The 17,574-nt window shown below is 53.0% G+C and carries 16 protein-coding genes; 9 read left to right on the plus strand and 7 right to left on the minus strand.

What is annotated here, in order from left to right:
* Nucleotides 1-41 precede the first annotated feature (41 nt).
* The 8 genes from BSPA111_RS08050 to BSPA111_RS08085 are packed head-to-tail and all read left to right on the plus strand — an operon-like array spanning nt 42 to nt 8,809.
* The gene (locus BSPA111_RS08050) at nt 42-944 is read left to right on the plus strand and encodes a 2-dehydro-3-deoxygalactonokinase (protein ID WP_183270648.1); all 903 of its coding nucleotides are present in this window, start codon (nt 42-44) and stop codon (nt 942-944) included.
* Nucleotides 941-1,588: a 2-dehydro-3-deoxy-6-phosphogalactonate aldolase gene (locus tag BSPA111_RS08055; RefSeq protein WP_183270649.1), complete on the plus strand. Its 648-nt coding sequence runs from the start codon at nt 941-943 to the stop codon at nt 1,586-1,588. Before BSPA111_RS08050 ends, BSPA111_RS08055 begins: the two co-directional genes overlap by 4 nt.
* Before the next feature lie 3 nt (nt 1,589-1,591).
* Nucleotides 1,592-2,461 carry an SMP-30/gluconolactonase/LRE family protein gene (locus tag BSPA111_RS08060; protein ID WP_183270650.1) on the plus strand — a complete coding sequence of 290 codons (870 nt, stop codon included), beginning with the start codon at nt 1,592-1,594 and terminating at the stop codon, nt 2,459-2,461.
* 24 nt (nt 2,462-2,485) lie between these two features.
* Nucleotides 2,486-3,910, plus strand: coding sequence for a sugar porter family MFS transporter (locus BSPA111_RS08065; protein WP_183270651.1), 1,425 nt, complete (start codon nt 2,486-2,488; stop codon nt 3,908-3,910).
* A 54-nt stretch (nt 3,911-3,964) separates the two neighbouring features.
* Nucleotides 3,965-5,353 carry an MFS transporter gene (locus tag BSPA111_RS08070; RefSeq protein ID WP_183270652.1) on the plus strand — a complete coding sequence of 463 codons (1,389 nt, stop codon included), beginning with the start codon at nt 3,965-3,967 and terminating at the stop codon, nt 5,351-5,353.
* A gap of 21 nt (nt 5,354-5,374) precedes the next feature.
* Nucleotides 5,375-7,081, plus strand: a complete 1,707-nt coding sequence (gene ilvD / locus BSPA111_RS08075) for a dihydroxy-acid dehydratase (protein ID WP_183270653.1) — start codon at nt 5,375-5,377, stop codon at nt 7,079-7,081.
* Nucleotides 7,081-7,986, plus strand: a complete 906-nt coding sequence (locus BSPA111_RS08080; RefSeq protein ID WP_183270654.1) for a dihydrodipicolinate synthase family protein — start codon at nt 7,081-7,083, stop codon at nt 7,984-7,986. The genes ilvD and BSPA111_RS08080 overlap by 1 nt, the downstream gene beginning before the upstream one ends.
* A 40-nt stretch (nt 7,987-8,026) precedes the next feature.
* Nucleotides 8,027-8,809 (plus strand): SDR family NAD(P)-dependent oxidoreductase, encoded by a 783-nt coding sequence (locus tag BSPA111_RS08085; protein WP_183270655.1) that lies wholly within the window; start codon nt 8,027-8,029, stop codon nt 8,807-8,809.
* A 94-nt stretch (nt 8,810-8,903) separates the two neighbouring features.
* Here the strand turns inward: BSPA111_RS08085 and ispH are convergent, their stop codons facing one another.
* From ispH to ribF, 5 genes are read right to left on the minus strand one after another with little or no spacing between them, the layout of a single operon-like run.
* Nucleotides 8,904-9,854: a 4-hydroxy-3-methylbut-2-enyl diphosphate reductase gene (gene ispH / locus BSPA111_RS08090; RefSeq protein WP_183270656.1), complete on the minus strand. Its 951-nt coding sequence runs from the start codon at nt 9,852-9,854 to the stop codon at nt 8,904-8,906.
* Entirely contained in the window at nt 9,835-10,305 is a 471-nt protein-coding gene (fkpB, locus tag BSPA111_RS08095; protein WP_183270657.1) for an FKBP-type peptidyl-prolyl cis-trans isomerase, read from the minus strand. Before fkpB ends, ispH begins: the two co-directional genes overlap by 20 nt.
* Before the next feature lie 3 nt (nt 10,306-10,308).
* Nucleotides 10,309-10,815 (minus strand): signal peptidase II, encoded by a 507-nt coding sequence (gene lspA / locus BSPA111_RS08100; protein WP_183270658.1) that lies wholly within the window; start codon nt 10,813-10,815, stop codon nt 10,309-10,311.
* Nucleotides 10,815-13,631 carry an isoleucine--tRNA ligase gene (gene ileS, locus BSPA111_RS08105; RefSeq protein ID WP_183270659.1) on the minus strand — a complete coding sequence of 939 codons (2,817 nt, stop codon included), beginning with the start codon at nt 13,629-13,631 and terminating at the stop codon, nt 10,815-10,817. The genes lspA and ileS overlap by 1 nt, the downstream gene beginning before the upstream one ends.
* 28 nt (nt 13,632-13,659) lie before the next feature.
* Entirely contained in the window at nt 13,660-14,592 is a 933-nt protein-coding gene (gene ribF / locus BSPA111_RS08110) for a bifunctional riboflavin kinase/FAD synthetase (RefSeq protein WP_183270660.1), read from the minus strand.
* A gap of 327 nt (nt 14,593-14,919) precedes the next feature.
* Here ribF and rpsT point away from each other — a divergent pair, with 327 nt between their 5' ends.
* Nucleotides 14,920-15,183, plus strand: a complete 264-nt coding sequence (rpsT, locus tag BSPA111_RS08115; RefSeq protein WP_034459390.1) for a 30S ribosomal protein S20 — start codon at nt 14,920-14,922, stop codon at nt 15,181-15,183.
* Nucleotides 15,184-15,266: 83 nt separating this feature from the next.
* On the opposite strand, the gene nhaR is transcribed toward rpsT, so the two are convergent.
* Together nhaR and nhaA are read right to left on the minus strand one after the other, a co-directional pair.
* Complete coding sequence (gene nhaR / locus BSPA111_RS08120) at nt 15,267-16,169, minus strand: transcriptional activator NhaR (protein ID WP_183270661.1); 903 nt, start codon at nt 16,167-16,169, stop codon at nt 15,267-15,269.
* 62 nt (nt 16,170-16,231) lie between these two features.
* Nucleotides 16,232-17,407, minus strand: a complete 1,176-nt coding sequence (nhaA, locus tag BSPA111_RS08125; protein WP_183270876.1) for a Na+/H+ antiporter NhaA — start codon at nt 17,405-17,407, stop codon at nt 16,232-16,234.
* Between the last annotated feature and the right edge of the window lie 167 nt (nt 17,408-17,574).

Below are 17,574 nucleotides of genomic sequence, written 5' to 3' on the forward strand. Positions count from 1 at the left end.
GCATTCTTGTATTACAAGATTGCATGGTTTGTATTACTTGAATGAACAACAACTGGATTGCCATCGATTGGGGAACCACTAACTTCCGTGCATTTTTAATGCAGGGTTCGCAGCAGGTATCCCGTATTAGTGAAGCCTGCGGACTACTGTCCGTAGAAAAAAATCAATTTGCCCCAACGCTTCACAACCTGCTGCAAACCTGGCTTGAGCAATATGGCAATTTGCCGATTGTGATGGCGGGTATGGTGGGTTCGCAGCAAGGCTGGCATGAGGTGCCTTATGCGCCACTACCATGCAGCGCGCGTGATTTGTCTTCACGCACACTGGCTTTCACCACTCCGTGGGGAAGCCCGGCATGGGTGATTCCCGGTGCTAACAGCACCAGTCAGTTTGGTCAGCCAGATGTAATGCGTGGTGAAGAAGTACAATTGTTAGGGCTGGCAGCACGCCATCCGGCAGACCAACTGAGCGCTTTGCTGCCCGGCACGCACAGCAAACACGCGCAAATGCACAACGGTGAAATAACGTCATTCTCCACCTTTATGACCGGCGAGATTTTCTCGTTACTTTCGCAGCACTCTATTCTTGGGCGCGGGTTACCGGAACAGCAAGAAGACGAAGAAGCGTTCCTGCTGGGCGTGAAAAACGCAAAACAGGGTGCGCCATTTACCCATTTAATTTTCTCCGCGCGCACGCGCCGCCTGGCTGGAGAAATCCCTGAATCCAGCGTCCACAGTTATCTCTCCGGCTTAACGATTGGCTACGAATTACTGGCGTTGCCTGTTGGGCAGCATACCTGGATCGTGGGCAGCCCGTCGTTAAGCGCTCGCTATCAGCTGGCAGCAAGCTTGCTGGATCTCAATCTATCTCCTGCCAACGGCGATGACTGCTTCATTCATGGCCTGTGGCACCTCTTTACCCTGCTTCAAGGAAACCCGTCATGATCCCGGAAAATTTCATTGCTCAATGGCAAAAAGAGCCATTACCACTGGTCGCCATTTTGCGCGGCATCACCCCTGCCGACGCTGCCGAAGCGGCAGGAATCTTGCTGGAATTCGGCTTCCGTTATCTTGAAGTACCGCTCAATAGCCCCTCGCCGCTGGAATCCATTTCCCTGATGCGCAAAGTCGTGGGTGAACGCGGTTACGTAGGCGCAGGCACGGTGCTGACGGTTGCGCAGGTTGATGCGGTTGCCGAGTGCGGTGGGCAACTGATTATTTCGCCAAACTGCTGCCCTGATGTTATCCGCCACACCAGTAAACTCGGGCTAATCAGCATGCCTGGCATCATGACACCCAGCGAAGCGTTCAGCGCCATTGCCGCCGGTGCCAGCGCTCTGAAACTCTTTCCAGCCGAACATGTCAGCCCTGTGATAACCAAAGCTTTTCGCGCGGTGGTCCCACGCGAAGTGGCGTTGTTACCGGTTGGCGGTATTCAGCCAGATGCCGCGCAAATGCGTAGTTACATGCAGGCAGGTGCCAACGGTTTCGGCCTTGGCGGCGGGCTTTATCAGGCAGGAATGAGCCTGGATTTGCTGCGTGAACGTGCGCAGGCTTATCAACACGCCTGGCGCGCGGTTGCGGAGTAAATCATGAATCAGGCATTCGGTGGGAATATCGAGGTGATTGGCGATTATCGCGCTCAGTTGGGTGAAACGCCGGTGTGGTGCAGCCGTAGCGACTCGCTGCTATGGGTCGATATTCTGCAAAACCGCCTGCTGCGTTACTGGCCAAATCAAGCCGGACGCGTGGATATTCACCCGATGCCTATTTTCACCAGTGCGGTACTGCTGACAACTCAGCCTGAGACATTTCTGGTGGTAAGCCAAAGCGGTATCGCGCTCTATCACTATCAAAACCAGCAATTTAGCAGCCTTTGCGCGTGGCCTGATGATGCCGCCGGAACGCGCCCTAACGAAGCCGCCATAGCACCCGATGGTTCACTGTGGTTTAGCACCATGGACCCGGCGGCGCAAAGCGCGATCGGAGGCTGGTATCGCGTCAGCATTCACGCACTCACGCCCCAACGTTTGCTGGGCGATTTACTCGTCCCCAATACCCTGCAATGGATCGATGGAAACGTCTGGTTTGCCGATTCGCTGCGCCACATGTTTTACCGCGCAACGCTGCAACCAGACGGCTTGCACATCGAACAAGAATACCCGGTATCCGGCATTCCCGACGGCTCAACGCTCACCGCCAAAGGTGAACTCATCAATGCTTGTTGGGGAAGTTCGTGCCTGATGCGCTACCAAATCAACGGCCACCAAATGATTGAGGCCGGGCAGCTGGAACTTCCGGTCAGCCAGCCCAGCAGTTGCACCTTCGGTGGCCCTAATTTGTCCGATCTCTACATCACTTCTGCACGAGATGGACTTGCTCTACCCGTCGCCCAGGATGGCGCGGTTTTAAAAATAACAACAACAGTTGCGGGCAGACCCGCCTGCGAATTCAGGCTCTAAGTCAAAAAATTTTGAGGTGTTACCATGAGCACAATTTCTAACCCTACACATACGAATCGCCAGACGATCCTCGTCTGTTTCCTCGCGGCCCTGGCCGGGCTGCTGTTTGGCCTGGACATGGGCGTCATCGCAGGGGCACTGCCCTTTATTGCGAATGAATTTGGTTTAAGCAGCCACCACCAGGAAATTGTTGTCAGCATCATGATGTTGGGTGCCGCACTCGGCGCCTTATGCAGCGGCCCCATGTCTTCCAGTCTTGGGCGTAAGAAAAGCCTGCTGCTGGGTGCGGTGCTGTTTGTCATTGGCTCCATCGGTTGTGCCGTGGCGCACAGCATGGAGATCCTCGCCGTATCACGTTTTATCCTCGGACTCGCCGTAGGCGTTGCGTCCTTCACCGCCCCGCTGTATCTGTCTGAAATCGCGCCGGAACGTATTCGCGGCAGCATGATTTCGCTTTATCAGTTGATGATTACCATCGGTATTCTTGCCGCATTCCTGTCTGATACCGCACTCAGCGAAGGTGGCCACTGGCGCTGGATGCTCGGCGTTATTACCTTCCCGGCAATCATCCTCTTTATTGGCGTACTGACCCTGCCGGAAAGCCCACGCTGGCTGGCGATGAAAGACAAGCACGAACTGGCCGGAAAGGTGCTGAAACTACTGCGTAACTCCGATAAAGAAGCGCAGGACGAACTCAATCAGATCCGCGAAAGCGTGAAGATGAAGCAGCGCGGTTTGCAGCTTTTCCGCCATAACCCTAACTTCCGCCGCTCCACTTACATGGGCGTGTTGCTCCAGTTTATGCAGCAGTTTACCGGTATGACGGTGATCATGTACTACGCGCCAAAGATCTTCGAGATCGCCGGATTCTCTACCACTAAAGAACAAATGTGGGGCACGGTTATCGCGGGTTTAACCAACGTGCTGGCGACGTTTATTGCCATTGCGTTGGTCGACCGCTGGGGGCGCAAACCTATCCTGAAACTGGGCTTCTCTGGAATGGCCATCTGCATGGGCATCCTGGGATATATGTTCCACAGCGGAATTTCTAACCCAACCGAGCAATACACCGCCGTTATCGTGCTGCTGATTTTCATCACTGGTTTTGCCATGAGCGCAGGCCCGCTTATCTGGGTGCTGTGTTCTGAGATCCAACCGTTGGCAGGTCGTGATTTTGGCGTCACCTGCTCCACGATGGCGAACTGGATTGCCAACATGATCATCGGCGCAACCTTCCTGACGCTTATCGACACCATCGGCAGCCCGAACACCTTCTGGCTGTATGGCGTGCTGAATGTCGTTTGTATTGTGCTGACTATTCTTTTCGTCCCTGAAACCAAAAACATTTCCCTGGAACACATCGAACGCAACTTAATGCGCGGCAAGCCGCTGCGTGACATCGGCCAGCCACAACAAGGCAAGGCCACACAAACAACTGCAACAGAATAAAACAACAACAGGCCTGAGGCATGAACTCAGGCCCCCTCTACCCTGGAGATGAACATGAGTGAATTAATAGAAAGAAAATCAGCGGACTCCACTGCTGAATCAAAGGTCTACAACAAGATTACCCGGCGGCTGATCCCGTTTTTAATCTTGTGTTATTTCTTCGCCTATCTGGACCGCGTTAACGTCGGGTTTGCCAAGCTGCATATGCAGGATGCGCTGAATTTCAGCGATACGGTGTACGGCCTCGGCGCAGGCATTTTCTTCATCGGCTACTTTCTGTTTGAGATGCCAAGCAACTTGCTGATGCAGAAATTTGGCCCACGCTTCTGGATTGCCCGCATCATGGTCACCTGGGCGGTGCTCTCCGCCGGCATGATGTTCGTCACCACGCCCACACAGTTTTACGTGGTGCGCTTTTTGCTCGGTGTAGCAGAAGCCGGGTTCTTCCCAGGGATCGTGTTTTATCTCACGCTGTGGTTCCCGTCATGGCGCTCGGCTCGCACGCTGGGGCTGTTTATCCTGGTGACCCCGCTGTCGACCATTATTGGCAGCCCGCTTTCCGGCCTGATCCTCAAAGTATTTGAAGGTGTCGGTCATCTGCATAACTGGCAATGGCTGTTTTTGGTCGAAGCGATCCCCTCTTTCTTGCTGGCCTTCGTGGTTCTGCGCTATCTCGATAACGACGTGAAATCAGCCAAATGGTTGAGCGATGCTGAGAAGCAGGTCGTCATTAATGATCTCGCCAAAGACGCAGCCAACCGGGCGCTCGCCAATAAAGGCAAAGTGGACAGTAGCCTGAAAGGGATGCTGAAAAATGGCTATGTCTGGCTGCTGGCGCTGGTATTTTTCAGCTTCAACATTGGTTACTACGGCATCAACTTCTGGCTGCCGTCGATTATCAAAACTTCCGGTGTGAGCGACGATTTCCATATCGGCTTGCTGGCTGCCCTACCGTACGTCTTCGGGGCTGCATTTATGGTGTGGAACAGCCGTCACTCTGACCTGAAGCAAGAGCGCCGCTGGCATATCGCGATTCCGGCTCTGATTGGTTGTGTCGGGCTGACGCTGAGCGCGTATTGCAGCGGCTCCACCTTCTGGATGATGGCATGGATTTGCGTGGCGATGTCCGGCACCCTGGCGCTAATCCCAACGTATATCAGCCTCCCCGGCGCGTTGCTATCAGGCACGGCCGCCGCTGCGGGCATCGCTTTTGTTAACTCCATCGGCAACCTTGCCGGATTCTTTGGCCCAACGGTGCTCGGCTGGCTGAAAGATACCACCGGGCGTACAGACATCGGTTTATACATCCTGGCGGGCTTCCTGCTGCTGTGTGTGCCGTTAATCCTGGCGCTGCCCGCACGTCTGGCGAACCCGAAAAAAGTTATCGCTTCACCTGAACAGAACGATGCGCAGTCTGAAACTGCACATCACATTAGTCGTTAACGTGAGAAAGAGATTAAGCATATGAGTGGATGTGGCGGATGTGCCAGTTGTGGCACGCATTTCAACCCAATCCTTGAAGGTGACGACGGCGCGCTAAAACGTGCGCTGTATAAATCCATGGGGCATACCGACGAGCAATTACGCAAACCGGTGATTGCCGTGGTTAACAGTTACACCAATGCAACCGCAGGTCATGCCAACCTGAATGAACTCACGGCAAAAGTGTTGGAAGGTATTGAAGAAGCCGGTGGTGTTGGCATGGTGTTTGGCACCATCGCGCCGTGCGACGGCATTGCAGAAGGGCATCTGGGGATGCGTTATATCCTCGCCGCCCGCGAGGTGATTACCGCGTCCATCGAAGTGATGATGCGCGCCCACCGTTTTGACGGCATGGTGCTGCTCGGTTCGTGCGATAAAATCGTACCCGCAATGCTCATGGCGGCCGCGCGGCTGGATATCCCGGCGATTATGGTCAACGGCGGCCCGATGTATCCAGCTGAATACAAAGGCAAACACTGGGACGGTAACATTGTAACCGAAGCCATTGGCTGGAAAAAACGCGGTGAAATCAGCGAGGAAGAATTCGCTCATATTGAAAACATCGCAGAACCTGGGCCGGGTTCATGCACCATGTACGGCACGGCGAACACCATGTGCTGTATTGGTGAAGTGCTGGGCATGAGCCTGCCGGGCAGCAGTACCTTGCCAGCTGTCTCGCAAGAACGCCGCGATTGCGCCGTAGAAACTGGCCGTCAGGCGGTGGAACTGGTGCTAAATGGCGTGAATGCTCGCCAGATTATTACGGCGGAATCTATTCATAACGCGATGGTTTATCTGCTGGCAACCGGTGGCTCAACCAACGCGATTCTGCATCTCCAGGCGATTTATTACGAAGCCGAACTGGGCCATCTGCCGCTTTCAGCCTTTGACAAACTGAGCCACAAGGTTCCGTTGGTTGCCTCACTTTACCCAGCTTCTGAGCACGACATGATCGACTTCTGGGAAGCAGGTGGCGTGCAGGCAGTGGAGCATGAAATCAGCACACTGATGCATCTGGACGCACTGACTGTCGCGGGTAAAACCAAACGCGAATTGCATGCCGAAGGAAAACGCAGCTGCCGCCCGGAAGTCATCCATACGCTCGCGATTCCAGTGCGTAACGAAGCGGGCGTCGCCGTGCTTCACGGCAATCTTTCTCCGCTGGGTTGTGTGGTGAAACCTGCGGCGGTACCGGAAAACCTGATGGTATTCCGTGGCCCGGCGGTGGTGTTCAACAGTGAGCAAGAATCCGTTGATGCGATTATGTCCGGGGAAATCAAACCGGGCAGCGTGCTGGTGTTGCGTTATGAAGGGCCAAAAGGCGGGCCTGGCATGCCGGAAATGTACAAGCCAATGAAATCCCTGGAAGGCATGGGGCTTTCCGATACCTGCGCGCTGATCACCGATGGGCGTTTTTCTGGATCCAACCGCGGGTTATTTGTCGGCCATATTTCGCCTGAAGCGGTGGATGGCGGTGAACTGGGTCTGGTGGAAGACGGTGACGAAATCTCGATTGATATTCCAACACGTATGCTGACGTTACACGTTTCCGAAGAAATCCTGGCCACACGTCGTGAAAACTGGAAGCCAGTGAACAAAGAAGTACCGCGTGGTTTCCTGCGTTTGTATCGCCGTTGGGCGTTGCCAGCCGCTCAAGGTGCGGTGCTGGCAGACAGGGAGGATGACTAATGGCTAAGCACTTTACCGCGCAGGAAATTGTTGGCGTTAACCCGATTACCGCCATGCCATTTACCACCAGCGGAGAGATTGACGAACACAGTTTTGTGCGTCTGCTGGAACATCTCTCCACCAGTGGCGCGCAAGGCACTACGCTGTTCGGCATCGCCAGTGAGTTTCCAAAGTTGCATGACATGGAACGTGACCGCCTGGCGCAAGTGTTTGTTTCAACGCTGGCGGGCAGCCCGCTTTACCGGGCGATGTCGGTCACCGACCACAGCACCGAGCTTGCCGTGAAACGCGCACGTGACTACGCAAAATTGGGCGTGGACGTGCTAATGCTTCTCCCACCCTTTTTCCTGAGCCCGAGTCCACAGGCAATTCAGGAACATATTTTTGCGGTGTTGGAAGCGGTAGATATTCCGGTCATGGTGCAGTACGCGCCGGGTGAAACCGGTTTGCCGATAACACCCGAGCAAATGGCAGAGATCGCCGCGCGTTACCCGCATGCGGTATTTAAAATCGAGTGTAATCCACCGGTGGATTACACTCGCGAGTTCTTAAGCAAAGCGCCGCAGGCCAGCGTACTCAACGGTTACGCCGGGCTGTATATGCTGCAAATGCTGGCGGCAGGCGGCAAAGGCGTGATGCCTGGCTGTTCATTTACCGAAGCCTACGTGCGTATTTATCGCCACTGGCAAAACGGCGAACAGCAGCAGGCCGAAGCATTGCATCAGGCGCTGCTGCCGTACATCCAGCGCTGGATGACCCATTGTGAATACATCATTCAGGTTGAGAAAACGATTCTCGCGCGGCGTGGGATTATTGCGACCGACTACTGCCGCCGCCCAGGCTGGCAGTTGACCGCCGAAGATAGCCAATTAATCGACCGCTTCCTTTCCGATTTCCTACTCTAAACTTAAGCTGCGGCGAGCCCGCAGCTTTTTGAGGTTTATTATGAGCAATCAAAAATCCGCACGCGTAGTGATTGTGACCGGGACCAGCCAGGGCATCGGCCAGGCTATCGCGCAAACCTTTTTAGATAACGGCGATATTGTTATTGGCTGCGCGTTTTCACCGCTGGAGAAAGCGCCTCGAGCCCAGAAAATGCTGGCTGAAAATCCCGAGCGCTATTTCTATTTTTCCGTCGACGTCACCAAAACCGAGTCGATCAAACAGTTCGTCAGCGACGCGGAAAAACTGTTTGGCCGTATTGATGTGGTGGTGTCCAACGCCGGGAAAAACGTCTTCAAAGGGATCGATTGTGAAGTGAGTGATTGGGCGCACAACTTTGATCTTAACCTGCGCTCCCACTGGTATCTGGCGAAATGCGCCCGCCCGGCGCTTGCCAAAAGCAAAGGCACGATCCTGGTGATCACTTCCAATCACGCGTTTTCCACCATGCCAGGCTGTGCGCCGTATAACATTAGCAAACGCGCCCTGCTTTCACTGGTACAAAGCCTGACTATCGAATGGGGGCCAGAGATTCGTACCGTGGGTATTGCGCCAGGTTTTATTGATACCGACGGTAACCAGGTATGGTTTGATTCTCATGCTGATGGAAAATCGGCGCGTGAAAAAACCATCAAAAAGCACCCGGTTGGGCGTATTGGACAGCCGGAAGAAGTGGGTGATTTGTGCCTGTTTTTAGCCAGCGATAAAGCCGGTTTTATTGCGGGAACCACGATTGTGATGGACGGCGGGCGCAGTGCGATCATGCAGGATGAAGACGACGAATAGCCAAAAAAATGGGGAGCCAAAGCTCCCCATTTGATGGTGTTATATACCCAAAATAATTCGAGTTGCTTGAAGTATGACGGGAATAAGTGCGGTATTACTGGACTTCTTTGATATCCAGTCGCAATTCGCGCGGCACTTCGAAAATAATATTTTCTTCGCGTCCGACGAGCTCACGGGCTTCGCTGCCGCCGAGTTCGCGCAAACGTGCCAGAACGTTTTGCACCAGAATATCTGGCGCGGACGCGCCCGCAGTAACACCCACACAGGTAGCACCTTTAACCCACTCTTCCTGGATATCCGTCGCATCATCAATCAGATACGCCGCTTTCCCCATACGCTGCGCAAGTTCGGCAAGACGGTTGGAGTTAGAAGAGTTTTTCGAGCCAACAACCAGCACGACATCGGCTTCATCTGCCAAAGCTCGCACTGCTTCCTGACGGTTAGTGGTGGCGTAGCAAATGTCGTCTTTACGCGGGCCGATGATTTTCGGGAAGCGTTTACGCAACGCGTCAATCACGTCAGAAGTGTCATCCACAGAGAGCGTGGTCTGGGTCATAAACGAAAGTTTGGCTTCGTTTTTCACATCCAGCTTGCTGACATCTTCCGGTGATTCGACCAGGTACATTCCCCCTTTCGGGTTGCTGTACTGACCCATGGTGCCTTCCACCTCTGGGTGGCCGGCATGGCCAATCAGAATGGACTCTTCACCACGACGGCTGGCGCGAGCCACTTCCATATGCACTTTGGTGACTAATGGGCAGGTCGCATCAAACACGGTTAAATCACGGCCTTTGGCTTCGCTACGCACAGCCTGGGAAACTCCGTGAGCCGAGAAAATCAGGATTGCGCCATCTGGCACTTCACTAATTTGTTCGATGAAAATAGCCCCGCGCTCACGCAGGCTGTCTACCACGTAACGGTTATGCACCACTTCGTGGCGGACATAAATTGGCGCGCCGTAAATGGCCAGCGCGTTTTCAACAATGCTGATAGCGCGGTCTACCCCGGCACAAAAACCCCGAGGGTTAGCCAACAGGATCTGCATTCAACGCCTCCAGTACCGGGTTAACTTCCAGTACTTCGATATCAAAATGAATGGTTTGCCCGGCCAGTGGGTGGTTAAAGTCAACGGTGATGGAATCCCCGTTAACTTCACGCACTACGCCAGGCATCTCGCTGCCATCCATTGCGGTGAACAACATAATTGCACCCGGCACCGGCTCGCCCGCGTCAATAAATTCACGACGCGAGAAATACTGGATCATGTCTGGGCTTGGAATACCAAACGCCGACTCCGGTGCCAAAGAGAATGCTTTCTTATCCCCTGCTTTCAAACCGACAAGCTGGTCTTCCATGCCTGGCGACAGCGTTTCGTCGCCCAGCGTGAAGAGTGCCGGCTTGCCATTATTGCGCGTTGACTCGGCAGTGGAACCATCTTCGAGTTTCAGCGTGAAATGCACCAAAACTCTGCTATTGGCCTGGATAGACTCAGCCATGGATTACCCTTTTTGCTTTGCGGGCTTGTCGGAGGAGACAAAGAACCCCTCCAAAACAATCAGCGCCGCACCGATACAGATTGCCGTATCGGCCAAATTAAACGTTGCGAAGTGCCAATCGCCGACATAAAAATCGATCATGTCGACCACAAAACCGTGCCACAAGCGATCAAACAGGTTGCCAAGTGCACCGCCAATAATTAAAGCATAGGCGATGTTATGCAGCTTCTGCGTTGCTTTGGAACGATACATCAGCACCGCCAGAATCACGCAAATACCAATGGCGATTCCTGCAAAGAACCAGCGCTGCCATCCGCCTTTATCCGCAAGGAAACTAAACGCAGCACCATAGTTACGGGCGTAATGCAGGTTCAGCGACGGGAACAGCGATACTGTGTCCCCCAGCATGAAATGCTGGAGGATCAGGTATTTGCTGCCCAGGTCGACGATAAGAACCACGACCACCAGCCACAGCCAACGCAAACCAGTCGAACAAATCGATTTACTCATCAGGCAAACTTACGCTTTTCGCCGTCACCGGCTACGTTGGTGACACAGCGGCCACAGATTTCTGCGTGTTCCGCTACCTGACCGACGTCAGTGGTGTAATGCCAGCAGCGCGGGCACTTCTCACCATCGGCTTTACGCAGAGCCACTTTCAAACCTTTGAGGATTTCGCTTGGCTGAGCGTCTTCAGTTGCCTGCGCATAATCGGCAACTTCAGCACCAGAGGTCAACAGGACAAATCGTAATTCATCGCCGAGACTGTTGAGCTTCGCGGCCAGGTCGTTGTCGGCATACAGGGTGACTGCTGCTTCCAGAGAACCGCCCACACGCTTGTCAGCACGCGCTTGTTCGATAACTTTGTTCACTTCGCCACGCACGGTTAACAGCGTGTCCCAGTAATCATTGTTCATCGTTTCGCTATCAGCCAAACCGAACAGACCCTCGTACCATTCGCCGGTGAAGACGTATTTCTCACGGTTACCAGGCAGGTAAGCCCAGATTTCGTCAGCGGTGAAGGACATGATCGGTGCCATCCAGCGAACCAGCGCCTCTGCAATGTGGAACAGAGCAGTCTGGCAGCTACGACGTGCAACACTGTCGGACTTCGCGGTGTACTGGCGATCTTTAATGATGTCGAGATAGAACGAGCCCATTTCGATGGAGCAGAAACGCATCAGGCGTTGCACCACTTCGTGGAAATCGTAGTTTTCGTAAGCCGCAAGGATATCGGCCTGCGCTTCTTGCGCACAACCCACTGCCCAGCGATCCAGTTTCACCATCTCTTCTGGTTTCACCATATCGGTTTCTGGATTGAAGCCGTTCAGGTTCGCCAGCAGGAAGCGTGCGGTGTTACGGATACGACGATAAGCGTCAGCAGCGCGTTTCAGGATTTCGTCAGAAACGGCCATTTCGCCGGTGTAATCCGTAGATGCCACCCACAGACGCAGAATATCCGCGCCCAGTTTGTTCATCACATCTTGCGGAGAAACGGTGTTACCGATGGATTTGGACATTTTGCGGCCCTGACCATCAACGGTGAAACCGTGAGTCAGTACCTGGCGGTAAGGCGCTTTGCCTTTCATCGCAGTCGAAATCATCAGTGAAGACATGAACCAGCCGCGGTGCTGATCTGAACCTTCCAGATACATGTCTGCCGCGTGGCCATTGAATTCAGGGCGCACATCAACAACAGAGGAGTGCGTAGAACCGGAGTCGAACCACACGTCCAGGGTGTCTGGCACTTTGGTGTAGTTGTCAGCATCGTCGCCCATGATGTCGCGTGGGTCGAGATCCCACCACGCCTGGATGCCGTCTTGCTCCACGCGTTTAGCGACTTCTTCCATCAGTTCCAACGTGCGCGGGTGCAGCTCTTCAGTGTCTTTGTGAACGAACAGAGACATTGGCACGCCCCAGGTACGCTGACGAGAGATACACCAGTCCGGACGGTTAGCGACCATCGATTCGATACGCGCCTGGCCCCAGTCAGGGATCCACTGCACGCCTTTGATCTCTTTCAGAGACTGCTCGCGCAGGCCTTTCTGATCCATGCTCACAAACCACTGAGGCGTTGCACGGAAGATAATCGGCGTTTTGTGACGCCAGCAATGCGGGTAGCTGTGCAGCAGTTTTTCAACGTGCAGCAGAACGCCTTTATCACGCAGGATGTTGACCACCAGGTCGTTCGCTTTGAAGACCTGAACACCGTCCAGTCCTTCATAAGTGCCTGGCAGATAGCAGCCATCCGGGCCAACCGGGTTAGCCACTTCCAGGCCGTATTTCTGGCCAATGACGTAGTCGTCCGGGCCGTGGCCAGGTGCTGTATGAACTGCACCCGTACCGGCTTCCAGCGTAACGTGCTCACCCAGAATCGCTGGAACGTCGAAATCTAAGAACGGGTGTTTGAAACGCATCAGGTCCAGTTCTGCACCTTTCACGGTGCCCAGAACTTGCCATTCGCCGATACCTGCGCTTTTCATTACGCTTTCGAGCAAATCTTTTGCCACGATCAGCGCCTGGCCATCAACCTGTACCAGCACGTATTCGAATTCTGCATTCAAAGAAACAGCGCGGTTAGCAGGCAGAGTCCACGGAGTGGTGGTCCAGATAACCAGAGATACCGGGCCATTAACTTGCGTTGCGCCAAACTTAGCTTTTACCGCGTCGGCATCAACAGCATGGAAGTTAACAAAGATGGACGGCGAAGTTTTGTCGTAGTACTCAACTTCCGCTTCAGCCAGCGCTGAACGGCAGTCGACGCACCAGTGAACAGGTTTAGCCCCTTTATGCAGGTGGCCATTACCCACGATTTTGCCGAGCGCACGGATGATGTTCGCTTCGGTTTTGAAATCCATCGTCAGGTACGGACGTGACCAGTCGCCCAACACACCCAGACGGATGAAGTCAGCACGTTGACCATCAACTTGTTCTGCCGCGTATTTACGACAGGCTGCACGGAATTCCGCCGCAGACACTTTCTCGCCTGGCTTACCAATAAGCTGCTCAACTTTCAGCTCGATAGGCAGACCGTGGCAGTCCCAACCTGGCACATACGGGGAATCAAAACCGCTCAGTCCTTTGGACTTCACGATAATGTCTTTCAGAATCTTGTTTACTGAGTGACCAATATGAATGTTGCCGTTCGCGTATGGAGGGCCATCATGCAAAATGAAGGATTTTTTGCCTTTCTTTGCATTACGGATGATGCCGTACAGGTCATCATCATTCCAGCGAGCCAGCATGCCCGGTTCACGTTTAGCGAGATCGCCACGCATCGGGAACCCTGTTTCCGGTAAATTCAGGGTAGATTTAAAGTCACTCATTAGATTCTCAGTTCCGTAGTTAGCTTGCTCAGGTATTAGACCCGAAAAATTCGCGGGCGGTTACCACATCTTTGGCGATTTGCGCTTTCAGTTCATCAAGCGAAGCAAACCGTTGTTCATTACGTATTTTTTTACGCAGCACCACATCAATATGGCGCCCATATAAGTCCATTGCAACGTCCAGCAAATGGACTTCTAACTGTTGACGCAAGCCCGCCACCGTTGGGCGTGTACCAATGTTGGCTACACCTGGCAGCAGTGTATCGCCAAGGCCTGCGACTTCTACCGCAAACACCCCTTTTACCGGGGATACCTGACGACGAAGCGGTAAATTCGCCGTTGGGAAACCAATGGTTCTTCCTAGCTCATCGCCGTGGACAACTCGCCCGGAGATGCTAAACGGGTGACCGAGCAAACTCTCGGCCAAAGCTAAGTCGTCTTCGGCCAGAGCCTGACGCACCGCTGTACTGCTAATGCGCACACCACCCTCGCAGAAAGTTTGCGTGCTGGTGACGTCAAAGCCATATTCCAAGCCAGCCTTCTGTAATAACAAGAAATCCCCCTGGCGACCAGCGCCAAAGCGGAAATCATCCCCCACCGCGAGAAATTTTACCCCGAGGCGGTTAACCAACAGATCGCTGACGAAGTTTTGTGCAGTGAACGCCGCAAAGCGACGATCGAACCGTACGCATAGCACGTAGTCCACACCACATTCGGCCAGATAACGAAGCTTTTCGCGCAGTCGTGTCAGGCGCGCCGGAGCTTTATCGCCCGCGAACAATTCAAGCGGTTGCGGTTCAAAGATCATGACCATCACCGGCAGATTGCGCGCACGCCCTTCCGCACACAGCCCTTTTAACAGGGACTTGTGGCCTCGATGAACGCCATCGAAATTACCAATGGTGAGGACACACCCGTGGTGGTTCTGGCGTAAATTATGTATGCCGCGTATCAGCTTCATGGCTGGCTCAAAACAGTGGAAATCGGCGGATTATATCAATTACCGCGGTGAAGGTTAACCGGCGATTGCCCCCTTTGATATAAAGCCGTAAGGATTTCATTATGCTGAGGGGGTGTTTCAGTGCGAAGACGCGCTTTTGAACGAATTTTGTTAGCTAAAGGCTGTATTCGCAAGCCCGATGCTGGTAGAATCCGCGCCATCACAACGTAAGAGGTGTCGTAAGTTTAGCGGCGCTTATTTGCACAAATCCATTGACAAAAGAAGGCTAAGAGGGCATATTCCTCGGCCTTTGAATTGTCTACATAGATCATATTTGGGAGTTGGACCTTGGCTAATATCAAATCAGCTAAGAAACGTGCTGTACAGTCTGAAAAGGCTCGTAAGCACAACGCAAGCCGTCGCTCTATGATGCGTACTTTCATCAAGAAAGTATACGCAGCGATTGAAACTGGCGACAAAGCTGCTGCACAGAAAGCATTTAACGAAATGCAACCAATCGTGGATCGTCAGGCTAGCAAAGGTCTGATCCACAAAAACAAAGCTGCGCGTCATAAGGCTAACCTTGTAGCGCAAATCAACAAACTGGCTTAATCGCCTTTCTGTTGTTAGCTTGAAAAAAACCGGCTTATGCCGGTTTTTTTATATCTAAAATTCAGGCTGCTATACCCTATGCATCAAGAATGACGGGTATCTTTGAACAGCGCAGAATAATCCCGGTTACATACGCGCTGTACTGCCGGATGCTGAATCATTCGCTCCGCAAAGATCGCGTGATACTCTTCCATTACATTCTCAATGCGCCCAATCTCAACAATGTTCTCATCATTGTAGATATCCTGTCCGTACAGCGTCGGTGCGACGAAAATTGCATTGTGTGCGGCACCAAAGGCTTTCATCAGTGCGGCATCATCAAACTCCCCGAGAATTTCAACGTTTAATCCCTGAGTGTTGATCCAGTTGAGGATCTTACGCCCTAGCATCGAGCGGCGGCCAGGGATCAATAAACGTCGGGTTTCAAGGCATGCAGGGAAAGGCAAATCAGGCACCGGATTCTGGCTCCAGAAGCTAATACCACACTCGCCGATTTTCACCGAGAACAGCCCTTCTTGCTGAGTTGAATCAATCGGGCAATCAGAGATGATCATATCCAGCTTGTGCTGGCTTAATTGCTCCAGCAGCATTTCATGGGTCGACTCAAAACAGCGCAGGTGAATTTGTTCATCTTCAACGACCGCCGCATCAAGCACGCCACTGACCAGGCGTTTTGACAACGCATCCGCAATCCCGACGTCAAACAATAGACTGGACTCTTTGCGATAGTTCACGATATCCAGCATTTCCTGGCTTAACGTAAACATGCGATCCGCATAACGGAAAACGAGTTGGCCCAGCTCAGAAGGCTCGAGGCCGCGCCCTTTGCGCTTAAATAGTTTACCTTGCAGACGCTCTTCTAATGCTTTGATCTGGCCGGTGATAGTTTGTGGCGTTAAATATAGCGCTTCAGCGGCACCGACCACGGAACCTTCTTTGCAGACATGCCAGAAGTAGTAGAGGTGATTGTAATTTATGTGTGACATATTCGCTCCCTGATAAATAATCCATTCACTAACGGCCCCAAAAGGAGCCGTTAGTGCGACAATTAATGATGCTGTAACTGCGAGCTGAAACGGCTTCTCAACATGCAGTAACCCACCACCGCCGAAAGCAGTGACCCCAATAAGATACCCAGTTTTGCCCAGGTAACCAGTGCTGGGTCCGCCCCATCAAAGGCCAGTGATGCGATGAAAATCGACATAGTAAAGCCAATCCCACACAGCACGCCCACCGCCATAATTTCTTTGCAGGTGGTGCCTTCCGGCAATGTCGCCAACTTCAGCTTCAGCGCTGCCCAACAGAACAAGCTAATGCCTAGCGGCTTGCCGATGAACAGACCCGCCATAATCCCCATCGGTAACAATGAGGTTAAGCCCGCAAACGTGACACCATCCAAAGAGACGCCCGCATTGGCGAAAGCGAACAAAGGCAGAATCAAGAACGCGACCCAAGGATGAAGCACGTGCTCCAACTCTTTCGCCGGTGAATGCCCCTTCTCTTCTTTAAGCGGGATCAGGAAACCGATGATGACCCCTGCAAGCGTTGCATGGACACCGGATTTCAGCACTGCGGTCCACAACACCACACCGACCAGGATATACAAACCGGTACGGCGAACGTTGCAGATATTCAGCAATGCCAGGACAGCAATGGCACCTGCGGCAACGGCCAACGAAAGCACGGAAAGATCGTTGGTGTAGAACAGAGCAATGATAACAATCGCGCCCAAGTCATCAATAATTGCCAACGCCATCAGGAACACTTTGAGTGCAACCGGTACACGATTTCCCAGTAGTGCCAGAATACCCAGCGCAAAAGCAATATCCGTTGCCGCCGGAATCGCCCATCCCTCACGAGTAACCGGGTCCTGGAAGTTGAACAGCAGATAAATTGCCGCAGGGATCACCATGCCACCCAACGCGGCAATCACCGGGAACGACGCCTGACGCATGCTGGCAAGCGAGCCGCTAACCATTTCGCGTTTTACTTCCAGACCAACCATCAGGAAGAAGATGGCCATCAGCGCATCGTTAACCCATAACAATAGGTTTTTACTGATATCCAGCGCGCCAATGCGTACCTCAACCGGCGTTTCTAAAAACGCGTGATAAAAAGCACTGGTCGCGTCAAGGTTGGCAAATATCATGGCCATTGAGGCAGCAATGATCAGCAAGATGCCGCTTGCGGCCTCGCTATGAAAAAATCGCTGTAATGTTTTGATCATCCCTTCATCTCCCAAACAAGCAGCAAAAACAGTTAAGCCGCTAATAGGTTGTTAGAGTAATGGTTATGACACATCGATAAAAGCAGATTATATTGCATGAATAGATCGGAATAAACGAAACATACTATTCGTCACGCTAATCAAAATCGGAAGCATAAAAAAGC

Source organism: Buttiauxella sp. A111, assembly GCF_014189855.1.
Classification (GTDB): domain Bacteria; phylum Pseudomonadota; class Gammaproteobacteria; order Enterobacterales; family Enterobacteriaceae; genus Buttiauxella; species Buttiauxella selenatireducens.

Bases quoted from the DNA above. Each gene is read 5' to 3' on its own strand.
- BSPA111_RS08050 (WP_183270648.1), top strand. From the start codon at position 42: ATGAACAACAACTGGATTGCCATCGATTGGGGAACCACTAACTTCCGT.
- BSPA111_RS08055 (WP_183270649.1), top strand. From the start codon at position 941: ATGATCCCGGAAAATTTCATTGCTCAATGGCAAAAAGAGCCATTACCA.
- BSPA111_RS08060 (WP_183270650.1), top strand. From the start codon at position 1,592: ATGAATCAGGCATTCGGTGGGAATATCGAGGTGATTGGCGATTATCGC.
- BSPA111_RS08065 (WP_183270651.1), top strand. From the start codon at position 2,486: ATGAGCACAATTTCTAACCCTACACATACGAATCGCCAGACGATCCTC.
- BSPA111_RS08070 (WP_183270652.1), top strand. From the start codon at position 3,965: ATGAGTGAATTAATAGAAAGAAAATCAGCGGACTCCACTGCTGAATCA.
- ilvD (WP_183270653.1), top strand. From the start codon at position 5,375: ATGAGTGGATGTGGCGGATGTGCCAGTTGTGGCACGCATTTCAACCCA.
- BSPA111_RS08080 (WP_183270654.1), top strand. From the start codon at position 7,081: ATGGCTAAGCACTTTACCGCGCAGGAAATTGTTGGCGTTAACCCGATT.
- BSPA111_RS08085 (WP_183270655.1), top strand. From the start codon at position 8,027: ATGAGCAATCAAAAATCCGCACGCGTAGTGATTGTGACCGGGACCAGC.
- ispH (WP_183270656.1), bottom strand. From the start codon at position 9,854: ATGCAGATCCTGTTGGCTAACCCTCGGGGTTTTTGTGCCGGGGTAGAC.
- fkpB (WP_183270657.1), bottom strand. From the start codon at position 10,305: ATGGCTGAGTCTATCCAGGCCAATAGCAGAGTTTTGGTGCATTTCACG.
- lspA (WP_183270658.1), bottom strand. From the start codon at position 10,815: ATGAGTAAATCGATTTGTTCGACTGGTTTGCGTTGGCTGTGGCTGGTG.
- ileS (WP_183270659.1), bottom strand. From the start codon at position 13,631: ATGAGTGACTTTAAATCTACCCTGAATTTACCGGAAACAGGGTTCCCG.
- ribF (WP_183270660.1), bottom strand. From the start codon at position 14,592: ATGAAGCTGATACGCGGCATACATAATTTACGCCAGAACCACCACGGG.
- nhaR (WP_183270661.1), bottom strand. From the start codon at position 16,169: ATGTCACACATAAATTACAATCACCTCTACTACTTCTGGCATGTCTGC.